The following is a 19906-nucleotide window of genomic DNA, read 5'->3' as shown; positions in this document are numbered from 1 at the left end:
CTTTGGTCAAATCAATAATGCCATTACCCAGCGAAGATTGGGCGTCGAAGCTGATATTGACCGTCGTGTCTGCGTAGCATTGCAGAGGGATTTTGATGTCCACCGGGGGGAGTGTTGAGTTCTTGCCACTAAAATCTTCCTTTTTGGCTTCACCCATTGGCACAGGGATCGCGCTTGAGCCGGTGATTTCGCAAGATGCCTGCTTAATTACGACTGTTCCTATGTTTACTTTAAAGACATCTTTGTTGCCTGCACTGTCCTCCATCACAACTGAAGCCAGATTACCCGTCGTTACCTTGCCGGGAACGATCTCCCCCGTTTTAACGAACTCAACTTTTACGTTGGAGAGATAAATAGGGGTAGTGCCATCCCCTGTCTGGATTTGGATAATATGTACAGGATTAACTTGTCGATAATTTATAGTAACGCGTATTCCTACTCCCTCGACCCCACTCTTATAAATCGAGTTATTTGTTAAACTACTTGGAAAGGTAGAAGTATTTGGAATATTGTTTAACATGTAATCACCGGTACAGCTATTGGCCAGTACATTTAGCTGATTATAGGTGTAAGTTGCGAGTACGCTGCCTACAGGCTGGCTTTGCATTGCTGTAATTTGACGATCTACCGTTACTTTCCCAAATGTGGAGGGATAGTTACAAACACCCAGCGCCATGGCGTTATGCACACCACAGATCAACAAAAGTACTGCCAGTATTGACCGTATTCCCATCTTGCCGGAGCCGGTTTTTTTTAAAATAGCATATAAATTCTTCATGTTACTTCCTCATGCCTCAGTGGCATTGCGCCGTAATTTGTTTAATCAGCGCAGACGGGTCACTGGCATTGCTGCTGGTCAGCGAGTAAGCGCCTTTACACTGCTCGTTGCTGCCGTTACCCCATTTCGCCATGATGTTGCCGGTTTCCGGCAGGCCGGTCAGGTAAACTTCTCCGTTGTCACTGACAATGCCGGTGACGGTGCTGTCGTTATCCAGCAGGCTGACGGTGGCACCAAACGGCACCGGTTTACCCATAAACAGCAATTGCACTAAAGCACGCTGGCCGACGCGGGTTTTGAATTCTGCACGCACTACCGCACCGCGGGTTGGGATCACCGTCTGGGTATTCATGTCCATATCCACATCATCAGCAAAGCTTTCGGTTTCCAGCGTCACGCTGTTTTTGCGGTATGGCTGGGCATACGGCACGACCGCATAGCCACGCCAGTCGGTGTGTACACCGCTGTTGTTTTCGACGTTGACGTCATCAGCCCCCGGCGCTTTCACCAGCGTCACGGTATCGCCCAGCGGTTGTGACAGCGTGATGCCGTTTTCATGAAGCAGAATGCCGCCCTGAATGCCGTAACTCCACTGGCGGCTTTCCTGGTCATAGCTGTAACCGAGGTTGCCTTCGCCGGAGCCGCCTTTGTAATCCATGCTGGCATTACCGGACGCGCCGTTGCCCTGATTTTCATACCCCTGCTGCGCGGAATAACTGAGGTTTTTATCATCCAGCAGGGTGCCGCTGATACCGGCCTGCTGAACGGTGGAACCGTGGCGTTTGGTGCTCATGTTGTAGGTTGCCCATGTGCCTGAAGGCCCCATGAACTTATCGAGCGGCACCGACATGTTGAAGGCAAACACCTGATCGGCCTCTGTCATGCCCGGGTTTTTCGAGTAGTTGTAGTTAAAGCCGTAACTGATACCGTAAATGCTGGTGTTGTAACCCAGTTGTAACAGCTTCTCTTTACCGTCGCCGCCCCAGTAATCCTGCTGGCTGCCACTGATATAAATCGAACCGTAGTCGCCAATTGCCTGATTGACGGACAACTGCATTTTGCTGCGCTGGTTATGCGAGCGGTTGTAATTGTCGAAATCATTGTCAGTGTCTTGCTGGTAGTTCTGAACGTCACTGAAGGCGTAATAACCTTCGGTGGAATAACGGTAACCGGCGATTTGCAGGTTGGTGTCCGTTGCCTCGAAGTTCTTGGCATACATTGCCCGGTAGGACTGACCTTTTTTGGTGCCCAGCGCATCATCAAATTCACTGGTGGCTTGTGTGGCATCAAATGACACCGCACCGACGTTGCCTAAGTCAAAACCGACACCCACGTTAGCGGCACGGTAATTTTCGGCATACTGCACGCCGCCGTAAACGGTGGTGCGCGCCGTCAGACCGTAAATATTGGACAGCTGAATAAAGTTCGGGGTTTGAGTATCGTCATTACCTGAGCGGTATTTACCCAGTGCCAGGTTGTATTTGAAGCGGCCTTCACGTTGTAAAATCGGCACTGAACTGGTAGCAATCGTGAATTTACTGCTGGAACCGTCGGATTCCGTTACCGTCACTTCCATATCACCGCCGTTACCGGACGGATAGAGATCCGTGATCGCGAACGGCCCCGGCGATACGTTGGACTGGTAGATCACATAGCCATTCTGTTTGATAGTGACCTGCGCATTAGACTTGGCAATGCCTCGCACCGTCGGCGCAAACTGGCTCATGGAATCCGGCAGCATCTGGTCGTCGGAGGCAAGTTGAGCCCCGGTAAACTGGATACTGTCAAATACATCGGCGGGCGTGGAATATTCGCCCAGCGTCAGTTGGCCCCCCTGCAGGAAACGCACATCACGCTGCACGTAGGTATTAATCGATTCGAACTTGCTGGTGCTGGTGTCCTCGCCGCCGTGCGAGCCTTCATTCTGCTGATTGCTGTAGGTCGAATAGTTACGCAGGCGCCACGCGCCGAGGTTTGCCCCGCTGCGCAGGTTAACGAAGTTACTCTTTGACTGACCGCTGTCATCGCGCTCCGTGGTGGAACCAGAATAGCTATAGTTGAGCATAAAGGCGGCGATCCCGTTATCCCAGCGCTTCGGATCAACCGAGTTACGCGGACGCATATTTACCCCGATTTGCGGCACGGTAATGTCATAACGCTTGCGGTTTAAATCGAGATTTTCAGTGGCCTGCGGCACATAGGCACTCAGTGGCTTGGTCAGCTTTGCGTCAGGTGCAACGGCTTTCAGATCCGGATACACATCCAGTTTCACGCCGTACTCTGCCATCTCCGCGGGTGTGATCGCGCCGTAGAGTTTACCCGGTGCATCCGGCAGGCTGACGAACTCGACGTTGCGTGAATCGACCTGCTGGTTATTCAGATAGATATCGACCTGATACGTACCGGGCATCTGGCCGCCCTTTTCGGCAAAATAATCCAGATTAACGTTTTCCAGGTCACCGCCATCACCGATAGCTTTTAACATCTCAGGGTTAAATGTTTCAGCAGAATAAGCCAGGCAGGGCAGAGATAACAATATGAAAAAGGATAAGGGTTTTAATAAAAAAGAGCGGGCAGTAGTGATGCTTTTTAATGCGCCACTCTTTCTTTTTTCACCTTTTCTTCTCGTGCTGTCTTTGTCCCGATGATTTTTAATATTGTTATTTTCCATAATAAACAGACATTCCCGGTTTTAATCTTTCGAATTATTTAAATTGATGCTTTGGCTTTTTCGGTTAATCCGCCGAAGTCATTAATAGCCTGCCAGACGATACTGTTTCCCGTCGGGGCATTGTCAATTTTCAACGACGATTTTGGCGGTACCATATAACCCTCTTTTAATTCTTTGCCGTTCACGCTAATTTTTGTCATGTTGACGTAATAAGGTGTCGGATTACTGGCAGTTATCGCGCTGCCTGAGCGGGAGAAGGTGAGTTGCTGATACGCTTTGGCAATCGCCTCTTTGTTATTCAATGTCGTCGGCCGGTAGATCAGTTTGATACGTGTATTGATAGAGAACTGCAATGAGTTCTTTTCTTTAGACGCAGGAGGAATAGCCAGCGTGTTAATCCAGTAGACAGACTCTTTGTCCTGCGCTAAAGACGACGAAGACTGGGTAATACGTACGGCATTATCCTGACCCGGTTCAATGCGGAACAGCGGCGGAGTGATAATAAAAGGCACTTTTTCACCCGCTTTATCAGAACTCACCCATGAGCGAATAAGATAAACATTCGAGTCCTCGGTGTTTTTAACTGAAAGTGACGCTTCTTTCATATTGCCGTTATAAATAACACGTGTAGCTCCGACAGAAAAGCCAGCAAACGAAGGGGTGGATAATGCGATCAGTAACAAAGAGAATAGAGATTTTTTAAATAATGACATAATTAGCCTTGAGAGTTGAAGGTAATGATCTCACTGTAATGTTGAGGAAATTAAATGAAATGGCTGAGGGTTGGTTCAGCCATTTTATTAAAAAAACACACGTATTACAGAGGATATTACTCGTAAGACATAGTGAAAGTTAGTGGCACATCAATAGTACCTGCAACAGCAGCACTTTCAGTGGTGGTTTTGGTTAAACCAACGAGGTAGTTCAGGGTGTTTTCGCCAGCAACGATGGCTTTATCATTACCGAATTCTTTTGGTGTAATAACAGCACCGGTTTCAGCATCGGAAATCACAATACCCACATAGCGTGCAGTGGAGTTACCGACAAACACAGTTGGGGTGATGCCGGAAGTTTTGCCATCAAGCTTAATTTTAGCAACAGACAGGCCTTCAGGACAGCCAGCCAGTGTGATGCTAAATGGCTTCTGCAATCCTGATGAAGTGGAGCCAGCAGCCATAGAGTTTAATGATGAAGCAGAGAAGCTATCAAAAGTTACTGGCACAACAGTGCTGTTTGCAGCAACTGAACAAGAGCTTGCGCTCACTTCACCAGTGAAGTTCAGGGAACCATCATCTGCCTGAGCAGCAGAAACACCCAGACCCAACATAACAACTACAGCAGCACTTAATTTTTTCATATTCATGATCGGTTTAATCCTTTTAACCAAATTCTATTAACTTGGTGTTTTATTTTCAGCAAGCCAATAAATCGGGAAATATTAGTTGTAAGACAGAACAAAAGTAGTTGTTGCGTTGAATGCACCACCGGTAACTGCTTCAGCAGTGGACATTGCAGCCGCTTCCAGATTAATGGTTGCAACGCCGGTTTCAGCATTGATTGGTGCTGCAACAGAAGCAGAGTGCATTGGGATCAGATCGCCGCCTTTGTTATAAATAGCGATGCCCAGACCGGTAGCCATTGAATCAGTAGACAGGGCCAGCAACTGGTTGTTAGTTGCATCAGATGCACCATTCGCAGTAAACATTACGCCAGTCTGAGAAACAGGGCATTCAGTCAGATTCAAGACGATGTCTTTCTTGTCTGAAATTGCGCCAACAGTTGCAAAGCTTTCAGCGGACAGGGTTTCAAATGGCACGTCAGTGGTGCTGCTTGCATCAACTGTGCATGAAGTTGCAATAAGAGTACCAGTAACATTCAAAGTACCAGTATCACCAGCATTTGCACCCATTGCTGCAACCATACCGGCAGCCAGTACACTCATTTTAAAAAACGAAGTCATTTTCATTACTATTCCTTTATTTTAACAAGAACACACTCTTCATAAGAGCGGGTGGTGGATGATAAAGAGATTTTATAAGCCGGTACCCCTTATCGTTGGAGCGCATTATTCATAGTTGCCGTATGAATCGCCATTGCATACGCTGAATATACTATTCAGTAAACTTAAGAGTGGATATATATGTATGAATCATGGCAGATTTATATGATATTTTTATTTTTATAAGAATGGTGCGAACTTTAATTTAAGTTAGTTAAAGGTATAGTTCAGTAAAGTGTTCTGTCCTAATAATCGGTGACACCGACTTAAGAGGATATAATCCTTGAACAGGAGGTGCCCATGGCCAGAACAACAGAAAGGCCATGGCCTTCTTTGCAAAAGAGCAACGCTGAGGTTCGCTTTTATTAATGAGCATCGCCGGTTCTGGCCGGTGGCACTGCTTTATCGAACCATGACGGTGAGCCGTAACGGATTTTATCGGTGGTTAAAGGCAAAATATCGCCCAGAGGCCTCATTGAATGCTGAACGAGATGCCCATGCTTTAGCCTGCTGGAAAGTAAATCGCGGAAGCCTTGGAAGACGAGCATTAAGTATCGTGTTGCATAAAGAAGGTTTTAATCTGGGACGCTATCCGACACGTAGCCTAATGAAAAGGCTCAGGTTATCAGGTCGCCAACGCCGACGCAGATATGTCATAGCGAAAGATATTAACGTAGCTATGCCTAATCATCCTGTTCGTGAGTTTAACGTTGATGCTGCCAATAAAAAGTGGGTGACCGACATAACGTACATACCGACGCGTCAGGAATGGTAGCGGTTGGCGAACTTTATTCCCTTTAAGGTCGTGGGGTGGGACGTAGCTAAAACGATGACAGATGAGTTAGCGTTAAGCGCATTGCGCGTGGCAAAAGTGTGGCGACAGCCGAAGGGTAAAGTGCTGGTTCATTCAGATCAGGGGAGCCAATATACCGGTGGAGCATGGCGTCAATATGCCGAAGATAATGATATTGAACTGAGCCAAAGTCGTCGTGGAAATTGCTGGGATAATGCCGTAATGGAGCGTATTTTGGCAGTCTGAAATCGGAGTGGGTAAAAGATCGCTGCTATCAAGTTTTCAGTATTTATTGCGCTGTTATTAGCGTGTCTGTTAATTGATTTTTTTAACTATAATCGTTCTATTTTACTCATTGAAATAAATGAAATTTAATTTTCGGTAAGGAGACCAAAATTGAGTATCTTGACTATGATTGATGGTGAGAATACGAACTCTCGTATTTCACCAGAGGTCAGGGGACTGGACAGGATGAAAGAGAACACACTCACCGATCGTTTTAAAATGGTGAAGAATTTTGATCTCAATTTATTGACTACGTTTGAGGCTGTTTTTATTCATCGTAGCGGAACCAAAGCCGCAGATGCCCTTGGCATCACGCCTTCTGCTGTCAGTCAGGCACTGGGGCGCTTACGTGTTCATTACAATGACGCACTGTTTATCAGGGACGGAAAGGCACTGGCACCGACCACCGTTGCGATCGGGATACACGAAGGCCTGGCGGAGGCTTACGACAATTTAGTGGCGAAATTGCAGAATATCTCGTTTGATTCTCTGCCGACCCGACTTGTTGTTCACTGCTCACCTTACATTTCAATGTTTACGATAAACGTGATGCGCAAGGTACTGGATGAAATTGCACCCGACTGTGAAATAGTGCACAGCACGAGCGGCAATTCGATTGCTGAAACTGAAGATGCTCTGATTTTCCGTAAGGCTGACATCATTTTTGACGTTCATCCGCACGTTAGCCATTCCCGGGTTAGCCAGCATATTTCCAGCGAAGTGCCGGTGATGATTTGCCGCCGATCGCATCCTCGCCTTAGAGGGAGCCTGTCAAGGGAGCAGGCTGCGCAAGAGAGCCATATTTTCGTTGATTCCGAGAGTACTAGTCTTTTATCTAACAGGTTGGATGTTAATACTTTGCTGCATGTTGACAGGAAATGTCGGTTTATCAGCCCTTCATTTCTCTCCATTATCTCGATGGTAGAAACATCCGACATGCTGGCTTTTATTACAGAACGTTTCTATGAAAAAATGAAAAATTCTTTTGATATCCAGAAGTTGTCGACGGATATGACATTGCCTTCTCAACCGGTCTATATGGTTTACAATAAAGCTGCACTTAATAACCAGTTTTTCTCAACGCTGGTGAGAAAAATGACAGATACTTTTTTGCAGGAATTTCAGAACAATTCCCCGGGTTAATCAGGTTGTTGCAGGAATAAAAAATGCCAGTCAGGTTTCACTGACTGGCATCTGTTTTTATAGATTTTAACATTTACATCTGGTTGAGATTACAGCGCAGCAATCGTGGCTTTCTGTTCCGCCAGTTTCACTTTCGCTTCACCACAGGCCGTCAGACGCTCACGCTCTTTGGCGACAACCGCTTCCGGCGCACGCGCCACAAAACCTTCGTTAGACAGCTTGCCTTCGATCGAAGCAATCTCGCCGTCCAGTTTCGCCATCTCTTTGTCCAGACGTGCCAGTTCGGCATCTTTATCAATCAGACCGGCCATTGGGATCAGCAGTTCAGCACCTTCCACCAGCTTAGTAACAGAGACCGGGCCTTTGTCGCCAGCAGGCAGAATGGTGATGGACTCCAGACGCGCCAGAGACTGAATAAAGCTCAGGTTCTGTTCCACACGACGTTGTGCATCCGCACTCGCGCCACGCAGCAGCAGTTCCAGCGGCTTGGCCGGAGACAGGTTCATCTCGGCACGCACGTTACGGATAGCGATGATCGCCTGCTTGATCCACTCGAGATCGGCCAGCGCCAGTTCGTCCGCTTTTGCTGCATCAAACTCAGGGAAAGGCTGCAGCATAATGGTTTCTGCTGTGATGCCTTTCAGCGATTTCACGCGCTGCCAGATGGTTTCGGTGATGAACGGAATAATCGGGTGCGCAAGACGCAGCAGACCTTCCAGCACTTCCACCAGCGTATGACGGGTGCCACGCAGTTGCGCTTCGTTGCCACCGTTCATGACCGGTTTGGTCAGCTCAAGATACCAGTCGCAGAACTGGTTCCAGGTGAATTCATACAGAATGCTGGCAGCCAGATCGAAGCGGTAGTTATCCATCGCTTCACGGTAAGATTTCACCGTGCGGTTATATTCCGCCAGGATCCAGCGGTCAGCCAGTGACAGCTCAAGTTCGCCGCCGTTCAGGCCACAATCCTGATCTTCGGTGTTCATCAGCACGAAGCGGCTGGCGTTCCACAGCTTGTTACAGAAGTTGCGGTAGCCTTCAAGACGCTTCATATCCCAGTTGATGTCACGGCCGGTAGACGCCAGTGCCGCCAGCGTGAAGCGCAGGGCATCAGTACCGTGCGGTTCGATGCCGTTCGGGAATTGCTTCTCGGTGCGCTTGCGGATTTTCTCTGCCAGTTGCGGCTGCATCATGTTGCCGGTACGTTTTTCCAGCAGATCTTCCAGCGAGATACCGTCAATCATATCCAGCGGATCGATAACGTTACCTTTGGACTTGGACATTTTCTGCCCTTCGTCGTCACGGATCAGGCCGGTCATATACACGGTGTGGAACGGAACCTGTGGCTTACCGTTTTCGTCTTTCACGAAATGCATGGTCATCATGATCATGCGCGCGATCCAGAAGAAGATGATGTCGAAGCCGCTGACGACCACGCTTGAAGGGTGGAAAGCTTTCAGGTCAGGCGTCTGTTCTGGCCAGCCCAGCGTGGAGAACGTCCACAGACCGGAAGAGAACCAGGTGTCGAGCACGTCTTCGTCCTGAGTCAGCACGACGTCTGCGCCCAGGTTGTTCTCGCTGCGCACTTCCGCTTCGTCACGACCAACAAACACATTGCCTTCGGCGTCATACCACGCCGGAATACGATGTCCCCACCAAAGCTGACGGGAAATACACCAGTCCTGAATGTCACGCATCCAGCTGAAATACATGTTTTCGTATTGCTTCGGCACGAACTGAATGTCGCCTTGCTCAACGGCTTCCACCGCAACTTTCGCCAGCGGTGCCGTGCGCACGTACCACTGGTCAGTCAGCATTGGTTCGATAACTACGCCGCCACGGTCACCGTAAGGCACGGTCAGATCGTGAGGTTTGATTTCTTCCAGCAAACCGGCTTCGTCGAAGGCGGCGACCACGGCTTTACGTGCGGCAAAACGCTCAAGGCCACGGAACTGCTCAGGGATATCGTTGGCGCATGCATCGCTTTCTTCGCCGTTAGTATCGAAGATTTCAGCGGTCTGGCGGATATCACCATCGAAAGTCAGGATATTGATCATCGGCAGGCCGTGACGTTTACCGACTTCATAGTCGTTAAAGTCATGCGCCGGGGTGATCTTCACGCAACCTGTACCTTTTTGCATATCGGCGTGTTCATCGGCAACAATCGGAATACGACGGCCTACCAGCGGCAGAATGATCTCTTTGCCGATCAGATCGCGGTAACGCGGATCTTCCGGGTTAACGGCAACGCCGGTATCACCGAGCACGGTTTCCGGACGCGTGGTGGCGACCACCAGGTAATCTTTGCCTTCAGCGGTTTTCGCGCCGTCAGCCAGCGGATAACGCAGGTGCCACATGGAACCTTTGGATTCGCGGTTTTCCACTTCAAGATCGGAAATCGCGGTACGCAGTTTCGGATCCCAGTTCACCAGACGTTTACCGCGGTAAATCAGGTCTTCTTTGTACAGACGAACGAACACTTCGCGCACGGCGTCAGACAGGCCTTCGTCCATCGTGAAGCGTTCACGCTCCCAGTCCACGGAATCACCCAGGCGGCGCATCTGGCGGGTAATGGTGCCGCCGGATTCTGCTTTCCAGTCCCAGATTTTGTTGATAAACGCTTCACGGCCGTAATCGTGACGGGTTTTGCCTTCTTCAGCGGCGATTTTACGTTCAACCACCATCTGCGTTGCGATACCCGCATGGTCAGTCCCCGCCTGCCACAGCGTATTTTTACCCTGCATGCGCTGATAGCGGATCATGGCGTCCATGATGGTTTGCTGGAAAGCATGACCCATGTGCAAGCTGCCGGTGACGTTCGGCGGCGGGATCATGATGGCAAAGCTTTCTTTACTGGTGTCACCATGTGGCTTGAAATAGCCCTGTTGTTCCCAGTGCTCGTAAAGCGGCTGCTCGATGTCTTGCGGGTTATATGTCTTATCCATTTCGCTTCGTATTTTCGTCGGTCAATGTGGTGACTGAGGGCGGCGTGGCCGTCGTCAAAGAGAAACCCACGCTGCGATAGGCTTTGTAGCGTTCGCGCGCAAGTTGTTTAAGGGAATCTTCGTAAGGAACGAAGTCTACCACTTCATGGAAAGCAGTAGCAAAATCTGCAAACTCAGGCAGCAGGCTGATGAGCAAGTCGCGTGGCGCATTGCCGCGTTTTCCCGGCCAGCATAATTCTACCGGCGCGCCAAAACGCGGGCCTTCACCGGCCAGATTATGGGGCACAAAGTGGTTCGGCTCGCGTTGCCAGAGCGCTTCATCCAGGCGCTCAGCTTGTTTCTGATCTTCACAGGCCAGCAGAACACGTTTGCCCATCCGGTAACGTTCAGCGGCGACCAGACAGGCCAGTGCTTCGTGCGAGCTGAGCTCGCCACTGGCGTCCGGCGCATCGAGAAGAAAGAAGGTTGCCTGTTTCATGATGAGTTCACTGTGCTGCTGAGAAAAAACAGGGGCGCAACTGGTGCGCCCGCCTGTGGAGGGGCTGGCGAACCAGACCCTGATAGTGGAGATTATATCTTATTTAGCAGAGGAATCACTCATCGCCATCCAGCCCTGCACGGTTGAGCAGGAACTGTGACAACAGCGCAACCGGACGACCGGTTGCGCCTTTGTTCTTGCCTGAACGCCATGCAGTACCGGCGATATCCAGATGTGCCCAACTGTATTTGCGGGTGAAACGCGACAGGAAGCAACCGGCGGTGATCGCACCACCCGGACGGCCACCGATGTTTGCCATATCCGCAAAATTAGAATCCAGCTGTTCCTGATATTCATCAGCCAGCGGCAAACGCCATGCACGGTCACCCGCCTGTTCGGACGCGCCGATCAGTTCATGCGCCAGCGGATTGTGATTCGACAGCAAACCGGTGATGTGATGGCCAAGCGCAATCACGCAGGCACCGGTCAGCGTAGCGACGTCAATCACCAGCTCAGGATCGAAACGCTCAACGTAGGTCAGTGCATCGCACAGCACCAGGCGGCCTTCGGCGTCCGTATTCAGCACTTCGACAGTCTGGCCGGACATGGTGGTCAGAATGTCGCCCGGACGGAATGCCTGACCGCCAGGCATGTTTTCACAGCCTGCCAGCACGCCAATGACGTTCAGTGGCAGATTGAGTTCAGCCACCACACGCATCGCACCGTAAACGGCTGCGGCGCCACACATGTCGTACTTCATTTCATCCATATCCGCGGCGGGCTTAATGGAAATACCACCGGAATCGAAGGTCAGACCTTTACCCACGAGCACGATAGGCTTAGCGTCCGGGTTAGGATTTCCTTTATATTCCATCACCGACATCAGCGATTCGTTTTTCGAACCCTGACCCACCGCCAGATACGCATTCATTCCCAGCTCTTTCATCTGCTGCTCGCCGATAACGCGGGTCGTGATGTTGGTGCTGAACGCATCTGCCAGCTGACGGGCCTGTGACGCCAGATATGCGGCGTTACAGATGTTCGGGGGCATATTGCCGAGATCTTTCGCGGCTTTAATACCGGCTGACACCGCCAGACCGTGTTGAATGGCGCGCTCACCGCTGGTCAGTTCACGGCGGGTCGGCACGTTGAACACCATTTTACGCAGCGGACGGCGCGGCTCGGTTTTGTTGCTTTTCAACTGATCGAAAGTGTAAAGCGACTCTTTGGAGGTTTCGACCGCCTGACGCACTTTCCAGTAAGTATTACGGCCTTTTACGTGCAGCTCGGTGAGGAAGCAAACGGCTTCCATAGAACCGGTGTCGTTCAGGGTGTTAATGGTTTTCTGGATAACCTGCTTGTACTGGCGCTCATCCAGCTCGCGTTCTTTGCCGCACCCAATCAGCAAAATGCGTTCTGAAAGAATATTCGGTACATGATGCAGTAAGAGGGTCTGGCCCACTTTGCCTTCAAGTTCGCCACGGCGAAGCAGGGCGCTGATGTAGCCATCACTGATTTTATCGAGTTGTTCGGCAATCGGTGACAGGCGGCGAGGTTCGAAAACGCCGACTACAATACAGGCACTGCGTTGTTTTTCCGGGCTACCGCTTTTTACGCTGAACTCCATGCACTCTCCTGAATCTTAAAGACAAGGGCGGGAGGTACGGCTAGAATGAGTCGCCGGAGACACTCTCCCGTCATTGTGTTAACGACCTGTGTTAACCTTAAACGGCGTTAGTTTTTATTTTGGCGGCTATAAGCAAGTTCCTATAGGACACCCCAATTCTCGGTGTTGTAATACTATTTTAGCTGCGAAGGTTGCCATATGATGAGAATAAATGACGGATTAGCGATGAAACTAGCGATTTTCCTTCAAAAAGACAAGTTTTCACAGGCGTATTAAGCGTGATCATCATTAGATATCTGGTTAGGGAAACCTTCAAGAGCCAATTTGCCATTCTGTTCATTTTGCTTCTCATCTTCTTCTGTCAGAAGCTGGTCAGAGTGCTCGGAGCAGCGGTCGATGGCGATATCCCAACAAATTTAGTTCTCTCACTTCTGGGCCTTGGCGTTCCGGAGATGGCGCAGCTTATTCTGCCGCTCAGTCTGTTCCTCGGCCTGCTGATGACGCTCGGTAAACTTTATACCGACAGTGAAATCACGGTCATGCACGCCTGTGGTCTTGGAAAACGGTCACTGGTCATCGCCGCGCTGGTTCTGGCGCTATTTACGTCAGTTTTTGCTGGCGTGAATGCGATCTGGCTCAGCCCGTGGTCGTCGAAACATCAGGATGAAGTGCTGGCGGAGGCGAAAGCCAACCCGAGCATGGCCGCGATGGTCGAAGGCCAGTTCCAGCAAGCCCAGAACGGCAATGCAGTGCTGTTCGTTGGCAGTGTTAAAGGGAAAGAATTTCATAACGTCTTCCTGGCTCAACTGCGGCCGAACGGCAACCAGCGGCCTTCCGTTGTGGTCGCTGATAAAGGACATATGTTGCAGCGTGCGGACGGTTCCCAGCAGGTGATGCTGGATAAAGGTACCCGTTATGAAGGCACTGCACTGTTGCGTGATTTCCGCGTGACGGATTTCACCGATTATCTGGCGGTTATCGGGCATCAGGCTGTACAGCTTGACCCTAATCAGTCGGATCAGATGACCATGACGCAACTCTGGAATTCCAACGAACCGGAAGCGCGGGCAGAGCTGAACTGGCGTTTAACGCTGATCGTTTCAGTCTTTATTATGGCGTTGCTGGTGGTTCCGCTCAGCGTGGTGAATCCTCGTCAGGGGCGTGTACTCAGTATGCTGCCAGCGATCCTGCTGTATCTGATTTTCTTCCTGCTGCAAACCTCGCTGCGCTCCAACGGTGCCAAAGGTAAGCTGGATCCGATGCTCTGGATGTGGGGAACCAACCTGCTCTACTTTGCACTGGCATTGGTGCTTAATGCATGGGACACCTTGCCGGTTCGCAAGATCCGCGCGCGTCTGAGAGGAGCTGCCTGATGTTTGGCGTATTAGACCGTTACATTGGTCGCACTATTTTCAACACCATCATGATGACGTTGTTCATGCTGGTGTCACTCTCCGGCATCATCAAGTTTGTCGATCAGTTGCGTAAAGTCGGGCAGGGCGGATATTCCGCCGCTGGCGCAGGTTTATACACCCTGCTGAGCGTACCGAAGGATATCGAAATCTTCTTCCCGATGGCAGCGCTGCTGGGCGCATTGCTGGGCCTCGGCACGCTGGCAACACGCAGCGAGCTGGTGGTGATGCAGGCATCCGGTTTCACCCGCATGCAGATTGCCGCCTCCGTGATGAAAACGGCGATCCCGCTGGTGTTACTGACCATGGCGATCGGAGAATGGGTTGCGCCGCAGGGCGAACAAATGGCGCGTAACTACCGTGCGCAACAGATGTACGGTGGCTCACTGCTTTCCACGCAAAACGGAGTGTGGGCAAAAGACGGTCACGATTTTATCTACATCGAACGCGTGGCGGGTGAAAAAGAGCTGACCGGCGTCAACATCTATCATTTCAATGAAGAGAATAAACTGCAGTCAGTCCGTTACGCGTCATCCGCGACCTTTGATAATGGTGAGTGGAAACTCTCTCAGGTGGATGAATCTGATCTGACGGATCAACTGCAAATCACCGGTTCGCAGACGCTGACCGGCGTATGGAAAACCAACCTGACGCCGGACAAACTCGGTGTGGTTGCGCTCGACCCAGATGCATTGTCGATCAGCGGCCTGCACAACTATGTGAAATACCTGAAGCAGAGCGGGCAGGAAGCAAAACGTTACCAGCTGAATATGTGGAGTAAAATCTTCTCGCCACTGTCCGTTGCGGTGATGATGCTGATGGCGCTGTCATTCATCTTCGGGCCTTTACGCAGCGTACCGATGGGTGTGCGCGTGGTGACCGGTATTTGCTTCGGTTTTCTGTTCTACGTGCTTGACCAGATATTCGGCCCGTTAAGCCTGGTTTACAGTATTCCGCCGATTCTGGGCGCATTGCTGCCGAGCGGACTGTTCTTCGTCATCAGCATGTTCTTACTGCTGAAAAAACGCTAAATCCGGCAGTACAGATAAACAAAAAGCAGGCTCTTTACAGAGGCCTGCTTTTTTACATCTGAATTCTGAATTCTGAATTCTGAATTCTGAATATTGAGAACTGAACCGTCAGATCTCGTTATTACGCACCAGATCGGCCACCAGATTGTTCACGCCATCGCTCATGTTTTTAAACTTGGTCAGTTCGCTGCGGGTCACAACCACGAACACGCCTACACCGCGCTGCGGCACCATCGCGACATACGTGATAAAGCCACCACCGCCGCCGGTTTTCTGAATGATACGTGGCAGCAACGGCGTCGGCGCCATCGTTACCCAGCCCATTCCCAGCGAGTCCGCCATTCCCGGTACATCCATTCCTTTGAGCGAGACCAGGTCCGTACGCTTGTAATACATCTTCTGCGCCATATCGGCGGTTGTAGTGCGTTGCCCGAGGAACTGACGCATCCAGCGGCCCATATCGGCAGGCGTGGAATAAAGGCCTCCGCTGCCTGCTGCCGCAATAGTGTTGATACACGGGCTCGGACGCAGACCTTCCATCAGGCGTGAACACTGGCTGGCATTTGGCGTCAGCGTGGTATCGACCATGCCCAGCGGCTGAGTGATTTGCTCGCGCAGCAACTGGGTATAAGGCTGATTAGCGGCTTTCGATAATGCATCGGACAGCAGGTCAAACGCCAGATTTGAGTAAGAGGCGCGTGCACCCGGCGGCACAGTCAGTTTGGCGACACTCAGCCAGCTCCAGCGATCACTTTTAGTCGGCCAGGTGAAGACGGCACGATGTGCGACACCGCCCGGCTGCTCGCGCGGCAAACCGCTGGTGTGGGTGGCGAGATTCAGCAGGGTGATCGGATTTGTGCCGCTGTAAGCAGGAACACGGGCACCGGCCGGGGCGTATTTACGCAACGGATCGTTAATACTGACTTTGCCCTGCTGCGCCATTTTTACCAGCACTTCACTGGTAATAAGTTTGGTCAGCGAGGCGATACGCACCACAGAGTCTTCACGTGGTCGCAAATCGGAACCGGGACGGGTTTCCCCGAAGCTGCGGAAAACCTGCTGATTGTTATCAACGACAACCAGCGCCATTCCCATCGCGCCGCTGCCGTAAAAGATGTGTTCTGCATGGTCATCCACGACCTGCGACGCCAGACGCGCATTCTGCTGCGCGTGGCTCCATAAAGGCGTACTGGCGAAGGCCAGCGCGAGGAGCGAAAGTGAGAGTTTTTTCAACAAGCTGGTATCCATCAACAGGGCAAGATCTATTCGTGATTTGTATACTAATGCGAAGTTTGAGAAACGGCATTGGAAAAACGTGGGTAAACAGAAGATTTTTGTCAGCAAATCCTCACTGAGCTGCGGTGTATGACTGTTTTTTCAACACTTAAACCGAACAAGGCGGGATAACTATTGCGTGACCGGCTGGGCTGGGTATAATGCCCACGTTTTCCGCATACTACTTTCAGTGCCGAAGTGGCGAAATCGGTAGACGCAGTTGATTCAAAATCAACCGCCGCAAGGTGTGCCGGTTCGAGTCCGGCCTTCGGCACCAAATATGCAAAATCAGACGTCTACTGACGTCTTTTTTTGTCTCTAAAATCCAGCAGTTACGCTGTTTCTCCCCAAAAACATGTCTACTGACATCCACTCTTTTCTCTCAACATCTACCAACTTATGATGGTATAACCGTTGGTATTCTCGATTCGATAACATTTGATACCAACAGCAGGGGGTTAGCCAATGGCACTCACTGATATCAAGGTAAGAACGGTAAAGCCGTTAGACAAACCATTCAAACTCACTGATGGCGAAGGTATGCACCTTCTGGTAAACCCTAATGGTGCAAAATACTGGCGTCTTCAATACCGCTTCGGTGGCAAGCAGAAGATGCTGGCTTTAGGAGTCTATCCAACAGTCACTCTTGCCGATGCTAGAAAGCGGCGCGAAATGGCGAAGAAGTTGGTATCTGATGGTATTGATCCAGCCGAAAAGAAAAAAGAAGACAAGATTGAACAAAGTGGTTCGACTACTTTCGAAGCAGTAGCCAGAGATTGGCACGCTGCTTGTAGCAAGAAATGGTCTTCTTCTCATAGCGAACGTGTGCTGAAAAGTTTGGCTGATAATCTTTTCACTTCCATAGGCAAAAGCCGAATTGCCGATCTCAAAACAAAAGATTTGCTCGCCCCTATAAAAGTCGTTGAAGCAACAAAGCGTTTTGAGGTTGCTGCTCGTCTACAACAGCGAACGACAGCAATAATGCGTTTTGCCGTTCAAAGTGGCTTAATCGACTATAACCCGGCCCAAGAAATGGCGGGAGCAATTGCAGTAGCGAAACGTCAGCATCGACCTGCTCTGGAATTTGAGCACATTCCTGAGCTACTGGACCGTGTTGAAAATTTTAAAGGTAGAAAGTTAACTAAATTAGCCGTGAAGTTGTCCTTATTAGTGTTTATCCGTTCAAGCGAACTCCGTTTTGCTCGGTGGTCAGAAATTGATTTCGATAATGCAATGTGGACCATTCCAGCAGAACGTGAGCCACTGAAAGGAGTAAAACACTCACATCGTGGTTCCAAAATGCGCACACCTCATCTTGTTCCGTTAAGCAATCAGTCATTAATAGTTCTGGAAGAGATCAAAACAATCAGCGGTGGATATGATCTAATTTTTATCGGTGATCACAACCCTGGAAAACCGATGAGCGAAAACACGGTGAATACTGCACTCCGTGGGATGGGCTATGACACAAAAACTGACGTATGCGGCCATGGTTTTAGAGCCATGGCATGTAGTGCTTTAGTTGAATGCGGATTATGGTCAAAGGATGCTGTAGAACGTCAAATGAGCCACCAAGAGCGTAATTCAGTGCGTGCTGCTTACATACATAAAGCAGAACATTTGGGTGAGCGTAGGTTAATGATCCAGTGGTGGGCAGATTATCTGGATGCTTTAAAAGTAAGGAAAGTGTCTCCATTTGATTTCAAAAATGTGTAATCTGTAAATAACTGATAGTTGTTGGTTCTCCTTTATCAAAAAGCATTGGTAGGGGAGAACCCACTAAAAATTGAAAAAATTAGCATCGACTCATTGAATCATTCACTTTGCGGAGGGATTAATGAAAGTGGTAAGTCCTTATGAGGAATTGAAAAATTGGTTTGACATAAGTAACTATGTTCAAGTTAAATCGCTTACTATCAAGGAGCTATATAAGGAGCTTGTATTTAGGGAATTAATTGTTGATAGCATAAACTTTGAATGGGAAGACGATGATCAAAATCTGAAATCCATACTAAATGGTAATCCAATTTTAAGCCAAGAAGTTAATCATTCTGACCACTTTATTAAAAGACAAACACATATTGAACAGGTGAGTTTTGAAGATTTAAGAAAACAAGAAAAGAAATTAGTAATGTTCGATGTCGATTGTTTTGATGAAAATGGGGATTTCAAAAAAGAGTTAAAAGGTAAACCTATAACTCAAACTATGAGAGAGCTTTTCCTTAATAAAAACAATAGCAAAATGTATGTTTCATTTGACTTAGGTTTATCGAGTGATGAGGAAGTCATTTCAGCCTTACAAACAATGTTGCCCGTTTGGAGAAGCGAATATGAAATTGAATCAAAGAAGATTGAAAAGGTTGGCATTGCAAAAATAAGAAAGTTAGTTGATCACAATATCATTCCGATGATGGATCTATTGATTTGGGCCAGTCTTAAAAAAGTAAATATTTCTAATATGATAATATCTCGCGTGTTATACCCAGATTTTACTAATGAGATTAGAGGAGAGGATCACATTAAAGATACCGACAGACCGGTTGCAGAGAAAACCTTAAAAGGTGAAACAAGCCGTAGTTTAGAGTATTTCATCAATAAAAACAGTCATCTTTCGAACATACCAATTGCAGATCTTGATGGTTTTTAGCTTCTAATCATCATGTTAGCTGTCAAGGGGAGGGTGCAAATTTTTTTCTTCCCCATAAATTCCCTCCGTTTTTCCTCATCCAAATTCCTAGTTATCAACACTCCCTTCATAGATAAAAGTATGTGTGGCTAATATCTCCTTAACGAAAAAACCGGAGATGACCAAATGAACACAACAAACCAAAATTTAATTCGTTTGCCAGAAGTCTTACAAAGAACAGGTTTCGGTAAGGCTTGGATCTATCGTCTTATTAGTGAAGGTCGATTTCCTGCCCCTGTGAAGATCGGTGTTCGTGCAGTAGCTTTCGTAGAAAGTGAGATTGATGCCTGGATTCACTCTGTTATCGAAACAAGTCGAAAAAAAGTTGCTTAATCTGGGAGACATTATCATGAATATCCAAGAGTTTAAGAATGAAGAAAACCATATGTGCAATCTTGGTGATAATCTCTTTAATGAGATCTTCGCAAAAGGAGCAATATATGATTTACCGGACAATGAATTTAGCAAAAGGATTGTTTACTGGTTAAGTCAGTATCTGGTTGGCAATGTGAGAGAACCATTAGAGTCTATCTCTAAGCTGGATATTTTTGACCAATTTTATATTTATGAAACATGGTTTTCACTAATTAAATGTCCAGAAGAATTTAAACGCCTTTCAAAAAGAATAATTCAATACCATATTGGATTAAAAACTCTTTTGTAAAAATGTAAAGTTTGAATGAGAAAAGTAGGGTTAAACTTTGCAAAATACTTTACGAAAATATTGAGTGTCTTATTCTACTTAGGTTTGACACTCGTTTCTAAGTATCAGGTGTACATAAT

At 48.8% G+C, this 19906-nt stretch carries 18 protein-coding genes and 1 tRNA gene; 10 read left to right on the top strand and 9 right to left on the bottom strand.

What is annotated here, in order from left to right:
- The 5 genes from EX31_RS04430 to EX31_RS04410 all read right to left on the bottom strand — a co-directional run.
- Positions 1-778: hypothetical protein (locus tag EX31_RS04430; protein ID WP_037033553.1), on the bottom strand; the 778-nt coding region annotated here is incomplete at its 3' end.
- Between the two features lie 16 nt (positions 779-794).
- A complete protein-coding gene (locus EX31_RS04425) occupies positions 795-3449 on the bottom strand; it encodes a fimbria/pilus outer membrane usher protein (protein WP_051930992.1) in 2655 nt (884 codons plus the stop codon).
- 38 nt (positions 3450-3487) lie between these two features.
- Positions 3488-4162 (bottom strand): fimbrial biogenesis chaperone, encoded by a 675-nt coding sequence (locus EX31_RS04420; protein ID WP_037033550.1) that lies wholly within the window; start codon positions 4160-4162, stop codon positions 3488-3490.
- A 116-nt stretch (positions 4163-4278) separates the two neighbouring features.
- Positions 4279-4812, bottom strand: a complete 534-nt coding sequence (locus tag EX31_RS04415) for a fimbrial protein (RefSeq protein ID WP_037033549.1) — start codon at positions 4810-4812, stop codon at positions 4279-4281.
- A gap of 75 nt (positions 4813-4887) precedes the next feature.
- Complete coding sequence (locus EX31_RS04410; protein WP_037033548.1) at positions 4888-5415, bottom strand: fimbrial protein; 528 nt, start codon at positions 5413-5415, stop codon at positions 4888-4890.
- Between the two features lie 424 nt (positions 5416-5839).
- Between EX31_RS04410 and EX31_RS25920 the strand changes: the two genes are divergently transcribed.
- The 3 genes from EX31_RS25920 (at position 5840) to EX31_RS04400 (ending at position 7669) form a co-directional block, all read left to right on the top strand.
- A complete protein-coding gene (locus tag EX31_RS25920) occupies positions 5840-6223 on the top strand; it encodes an IS3 family transposase (protein WP_156106964.1) in 384 nt (127 codons plus the stop codon).
- A 3-nt stretch (positions 6224-6226) separates the two neighbouring features.
- Entirely contained in the window at positions 6227-6487 is a 261-nt protein-coding gene (locus tag EX31_RS24930) for an IS3 family transposase (protein ID WP_051930991.1), read from the top strand.
- A gap of 150 nt (positions 6488-6637) precedes the next feature.
- Positions 6638-7669 carry a LysR family transcriptional regulator gene (locus EX31_RS04400; RefSeq protein WP_231576027.1) on the top strand — a complete coding sequence of 344 codons (1032 nt, stop codon included), beginning with the start codon at positions 6638-6640 and terminating at the stop codon, positions 7667-7669.
- 89 nt (positions 7670-7758) lie between these two features.
- On the opposite strand, the gene EX31_RS04395 is transcribed toward EX31_RS04400, so the two are convergent.
- From EX31_RS04395 to pepA, 3 genes are all read right to left on the bottom strand, one after another.
- Positions 7759-10614, bottom strand: a complete 2856-nt coding sequence (locus EX31_RS04395; RefSeq protein WP_013577148.1) for a valine--tRNA ligase — start codon at positions 10612-10614, stop codon at positions 7759-7761.
- Complete coding sequence (locus EX31_RS04390; RefSeq protein ID WP_013577147.1) at positions 10607-11092, bottom strand: DNA polymerase III subunit chi; 486 nt, start codon at positions 11090-11092, stop codon at positions 10607-10609. The genes EX31_RS04395 and EX31_RS04390 overlap by 8 nt, the downstream gene beginning before the upstream one ends.
- A 115-nt stretch (positions 11093-11207) precedes the next feature.
- Positions 11208-12719: a leucyl aminopeptidase gene (gene pepA / locus EX31_RS04385; protein WP_013577146.1), complete on the bottom strand. Its 1512-nt coding sequence runs from the start codon at positions 12717-12719 to the stop codon at positions 11208-11210.
- Between the two features lie 278 nt (positions 12720-12997).
- Between pepA and lptF the strand changes: the two genes are divergently transcribed.
- Both lptF and lptG read left to right on the top strand, forming a co-directional pair.
- A complete protein-coding gene (lptF, locus tag EX31_RS04380; RefSeq protein WP_013577145.1) occupies positions 12998-14092 on the top strand; it encodes an LPS export ABC transporter permease LptF in 1095 nt (364 codons plus the stop codon).
- Complete coding sequence (gene lptG / locus EX31_RS04375; protein ID WP_013577144.1) at positions 14092-15162, top strand: LPS export ABC transporter permease LptG; 1071 nt, start codon at positions 14092-14094, stop codon at positions 15160-15162. The genes lptF and lptG overlap by 1 nt, the downstream gene beginning before the upstream one ends.
- Positions 15163-15270: 108 nt before the next feature.
- Here the strand turns inward: lptG and ampH are convergent, their stop codons facing one another.
- On the bottom strand, positions 15271-16410 hold the full coding sequence (gene ampH, locus EX31_RS04370; RefSeq protein WP_037033544.1) for a D-alanyl-D-alanine-carboxypeptidase/endopeptidase AmpH: 1140 nt from the start codon (positions 16408-16410) through the stop codon (positions 15271-15273).
- Positions 16411-16629: 219 nt separating this feature from the next.
- On the opposite strand from ampH, the gene EX31_RS04365 reads away from it, so the two are divergent.
- The 5 genes from EX31_RS04365 (at position 16630) to EX31_RS04345 (ending at position 19787) form a co-directional block, all read left to right on the top strand.
- Positions 16630-16714, top strand: a tRNA-Leu gene (locus EX31_RS04365).
- Positions 16715-16902: 188 nt separating this feature from the next.
- Positions 16903-18153, top strand: a complete 1251-nt coding sequence (locus EX31_RS04360) for a tyrosine-type recombinase/integrase (RefSeq protein ID WP_037033542.1) — start codon at positions 16903-16905, stop codon at positions 18151-18153.
- 121 nt (positions 18154-18274) lie between these two features.
- On the top strand, positions 18275-19084 hold the full coding sequence (locus EX31_RS04355; protein WP_037033541.1) for a DUF6387 family protein: 810 nt from the start codon (positions 18275-18277) through the stop codon (positions 19082-19084).
- A gap of 165 nt (positions 19085-19249) precedes the next feature.
- On the top strand, positions 19250-19456 hold the full coding sequence (locus tag EX31_RS25140) for a helix-turn-helix transcriptional regulator (protein ID WP_037033540.1): 207 nt from the start codon (positions 19250-19252) through the stop codon (positions 19454-19456).
- A 16-nt stretch (positions 19457-19472) separates the two neighbouring features.
- Positions 19473-19787 (top strand): hypothetical protein, encoded by a 315-nt coding sequence (locus EX31_RS04345; RefSeq protein WP_037033538.1) that lies wholly within the window; start codon positions 19473-19475, stop codon positions 19785-19787.
- The last annotated feature ends 119 nt before the right edge of the window (positions 19788-19906 follow it).

Source organism: Rahnella sp. WP5 (assembly GCF_000745615.1).
In the GTDB taxonomy this organism is placed as follows: domain Bacteria; phylum Pseudomonadota; class Gammaproteobacteria; order Enterobacterales; family Enterobacteriaceae; genus Rahnella; species Rahnella aceris.
Note: the sequence above shows the minus strand (reverse complement) of the source record. Positions and strands in the feature narration are given on the sequence as shown.

Excerpts from the sequence above, each read along its gene's own strand:
- EX31_RS04360 (WP_037033542.1), top strand. The coding sequence starts at position 16,903 with ATGGCACTCACTGATATCAAGGTAAGAACGGTAAAGCCGTTAGACAAA.
- lptG (WP_013577144.1), top strand. The coding sequence starts at position 14,092 with ATGTTTGGCGTATTAGACCGTTACATTGGTCGCACTATTTTCAACACC.
- EX31_RS04355 (WP_037033541.1), top strand. The coding sequence starts at position 18,275 with ATGAAAGTGGTAAGTCCTTATGAGGAATTGAAAAATTGGTTTGACATA.
- EX31_RS04420 (WP_037033550.1), bottom strand. The coding sequence starts at position 4,162 with ATGTCATTATTTAAAAAATCTCTATTCTCTTTGTTACTGATCGCATTA.
- EX31_RS25140 (WP_037033540.1), top strand. The coding sequence starts at position 19,250 with ATGAACACAACAAACCAAAATTTAATTCGTTTGCCAGAAGTCTTACAA.
- pepA (WP_013577146.1), bottom strand. The coding sequence starts at position 12,719 with ATGGAGTTCAGCGTAAAAAGCGGTAGCCCGGAAAAACAACGCAGTGCC.
- EX31_RS04415 (WP_037033549.1), bottom strand. The coding sequence starts at position 4,812 with ATGAATATGAAAAAATTAAGTGCTGCTGTAGTTGTTATGTTGGGTCTG.
- ampH (WP_037033544.1), bottom strand. The coding sequence starts at position 16,410 with ATGGATACCAGCTTGTTGAAAAAACTCTCACTTTCGCTCCTCGCGCTG.
- EX31_RS04395 (WP_013577148.1), bottom strand. The coding sequence starts at position 10,614 with ATGGATAAGACATATAACCCGCAAGACATCGAGCAGCCGCTTTACGAG.
- EX31_RS04425 (WP_051930992.1), bottom strand. The coding sequence starts at position 3,449 with ATGGAAAATAACAATATTAAAAATCATCGGGACAAAGACAGCACGAGA.
- EX31_RS04410 (WP_037033548.1), bottom strand. The coding sequence starts at position 5,415 with ATGAAAATGACTTCGTTTTTTAAAATGAGTGTACTGGCTGCCGGTATG.
- EX31_RS04345 (WP_037033538.1), top strand. The coding sequence starts at position 19,473 with ATGAATATCCAAGAGTTTAAGAATGAAGAAAACCATATGTGCAATCTT.
- EX31_RS04390 (WP_013577147.1), bottom strand. The coding sequence starts at position 11,092 with ATGAAACAGGCAACCTTCTTTCTTCTCGATGCGCCGGACGCCAGTGGC.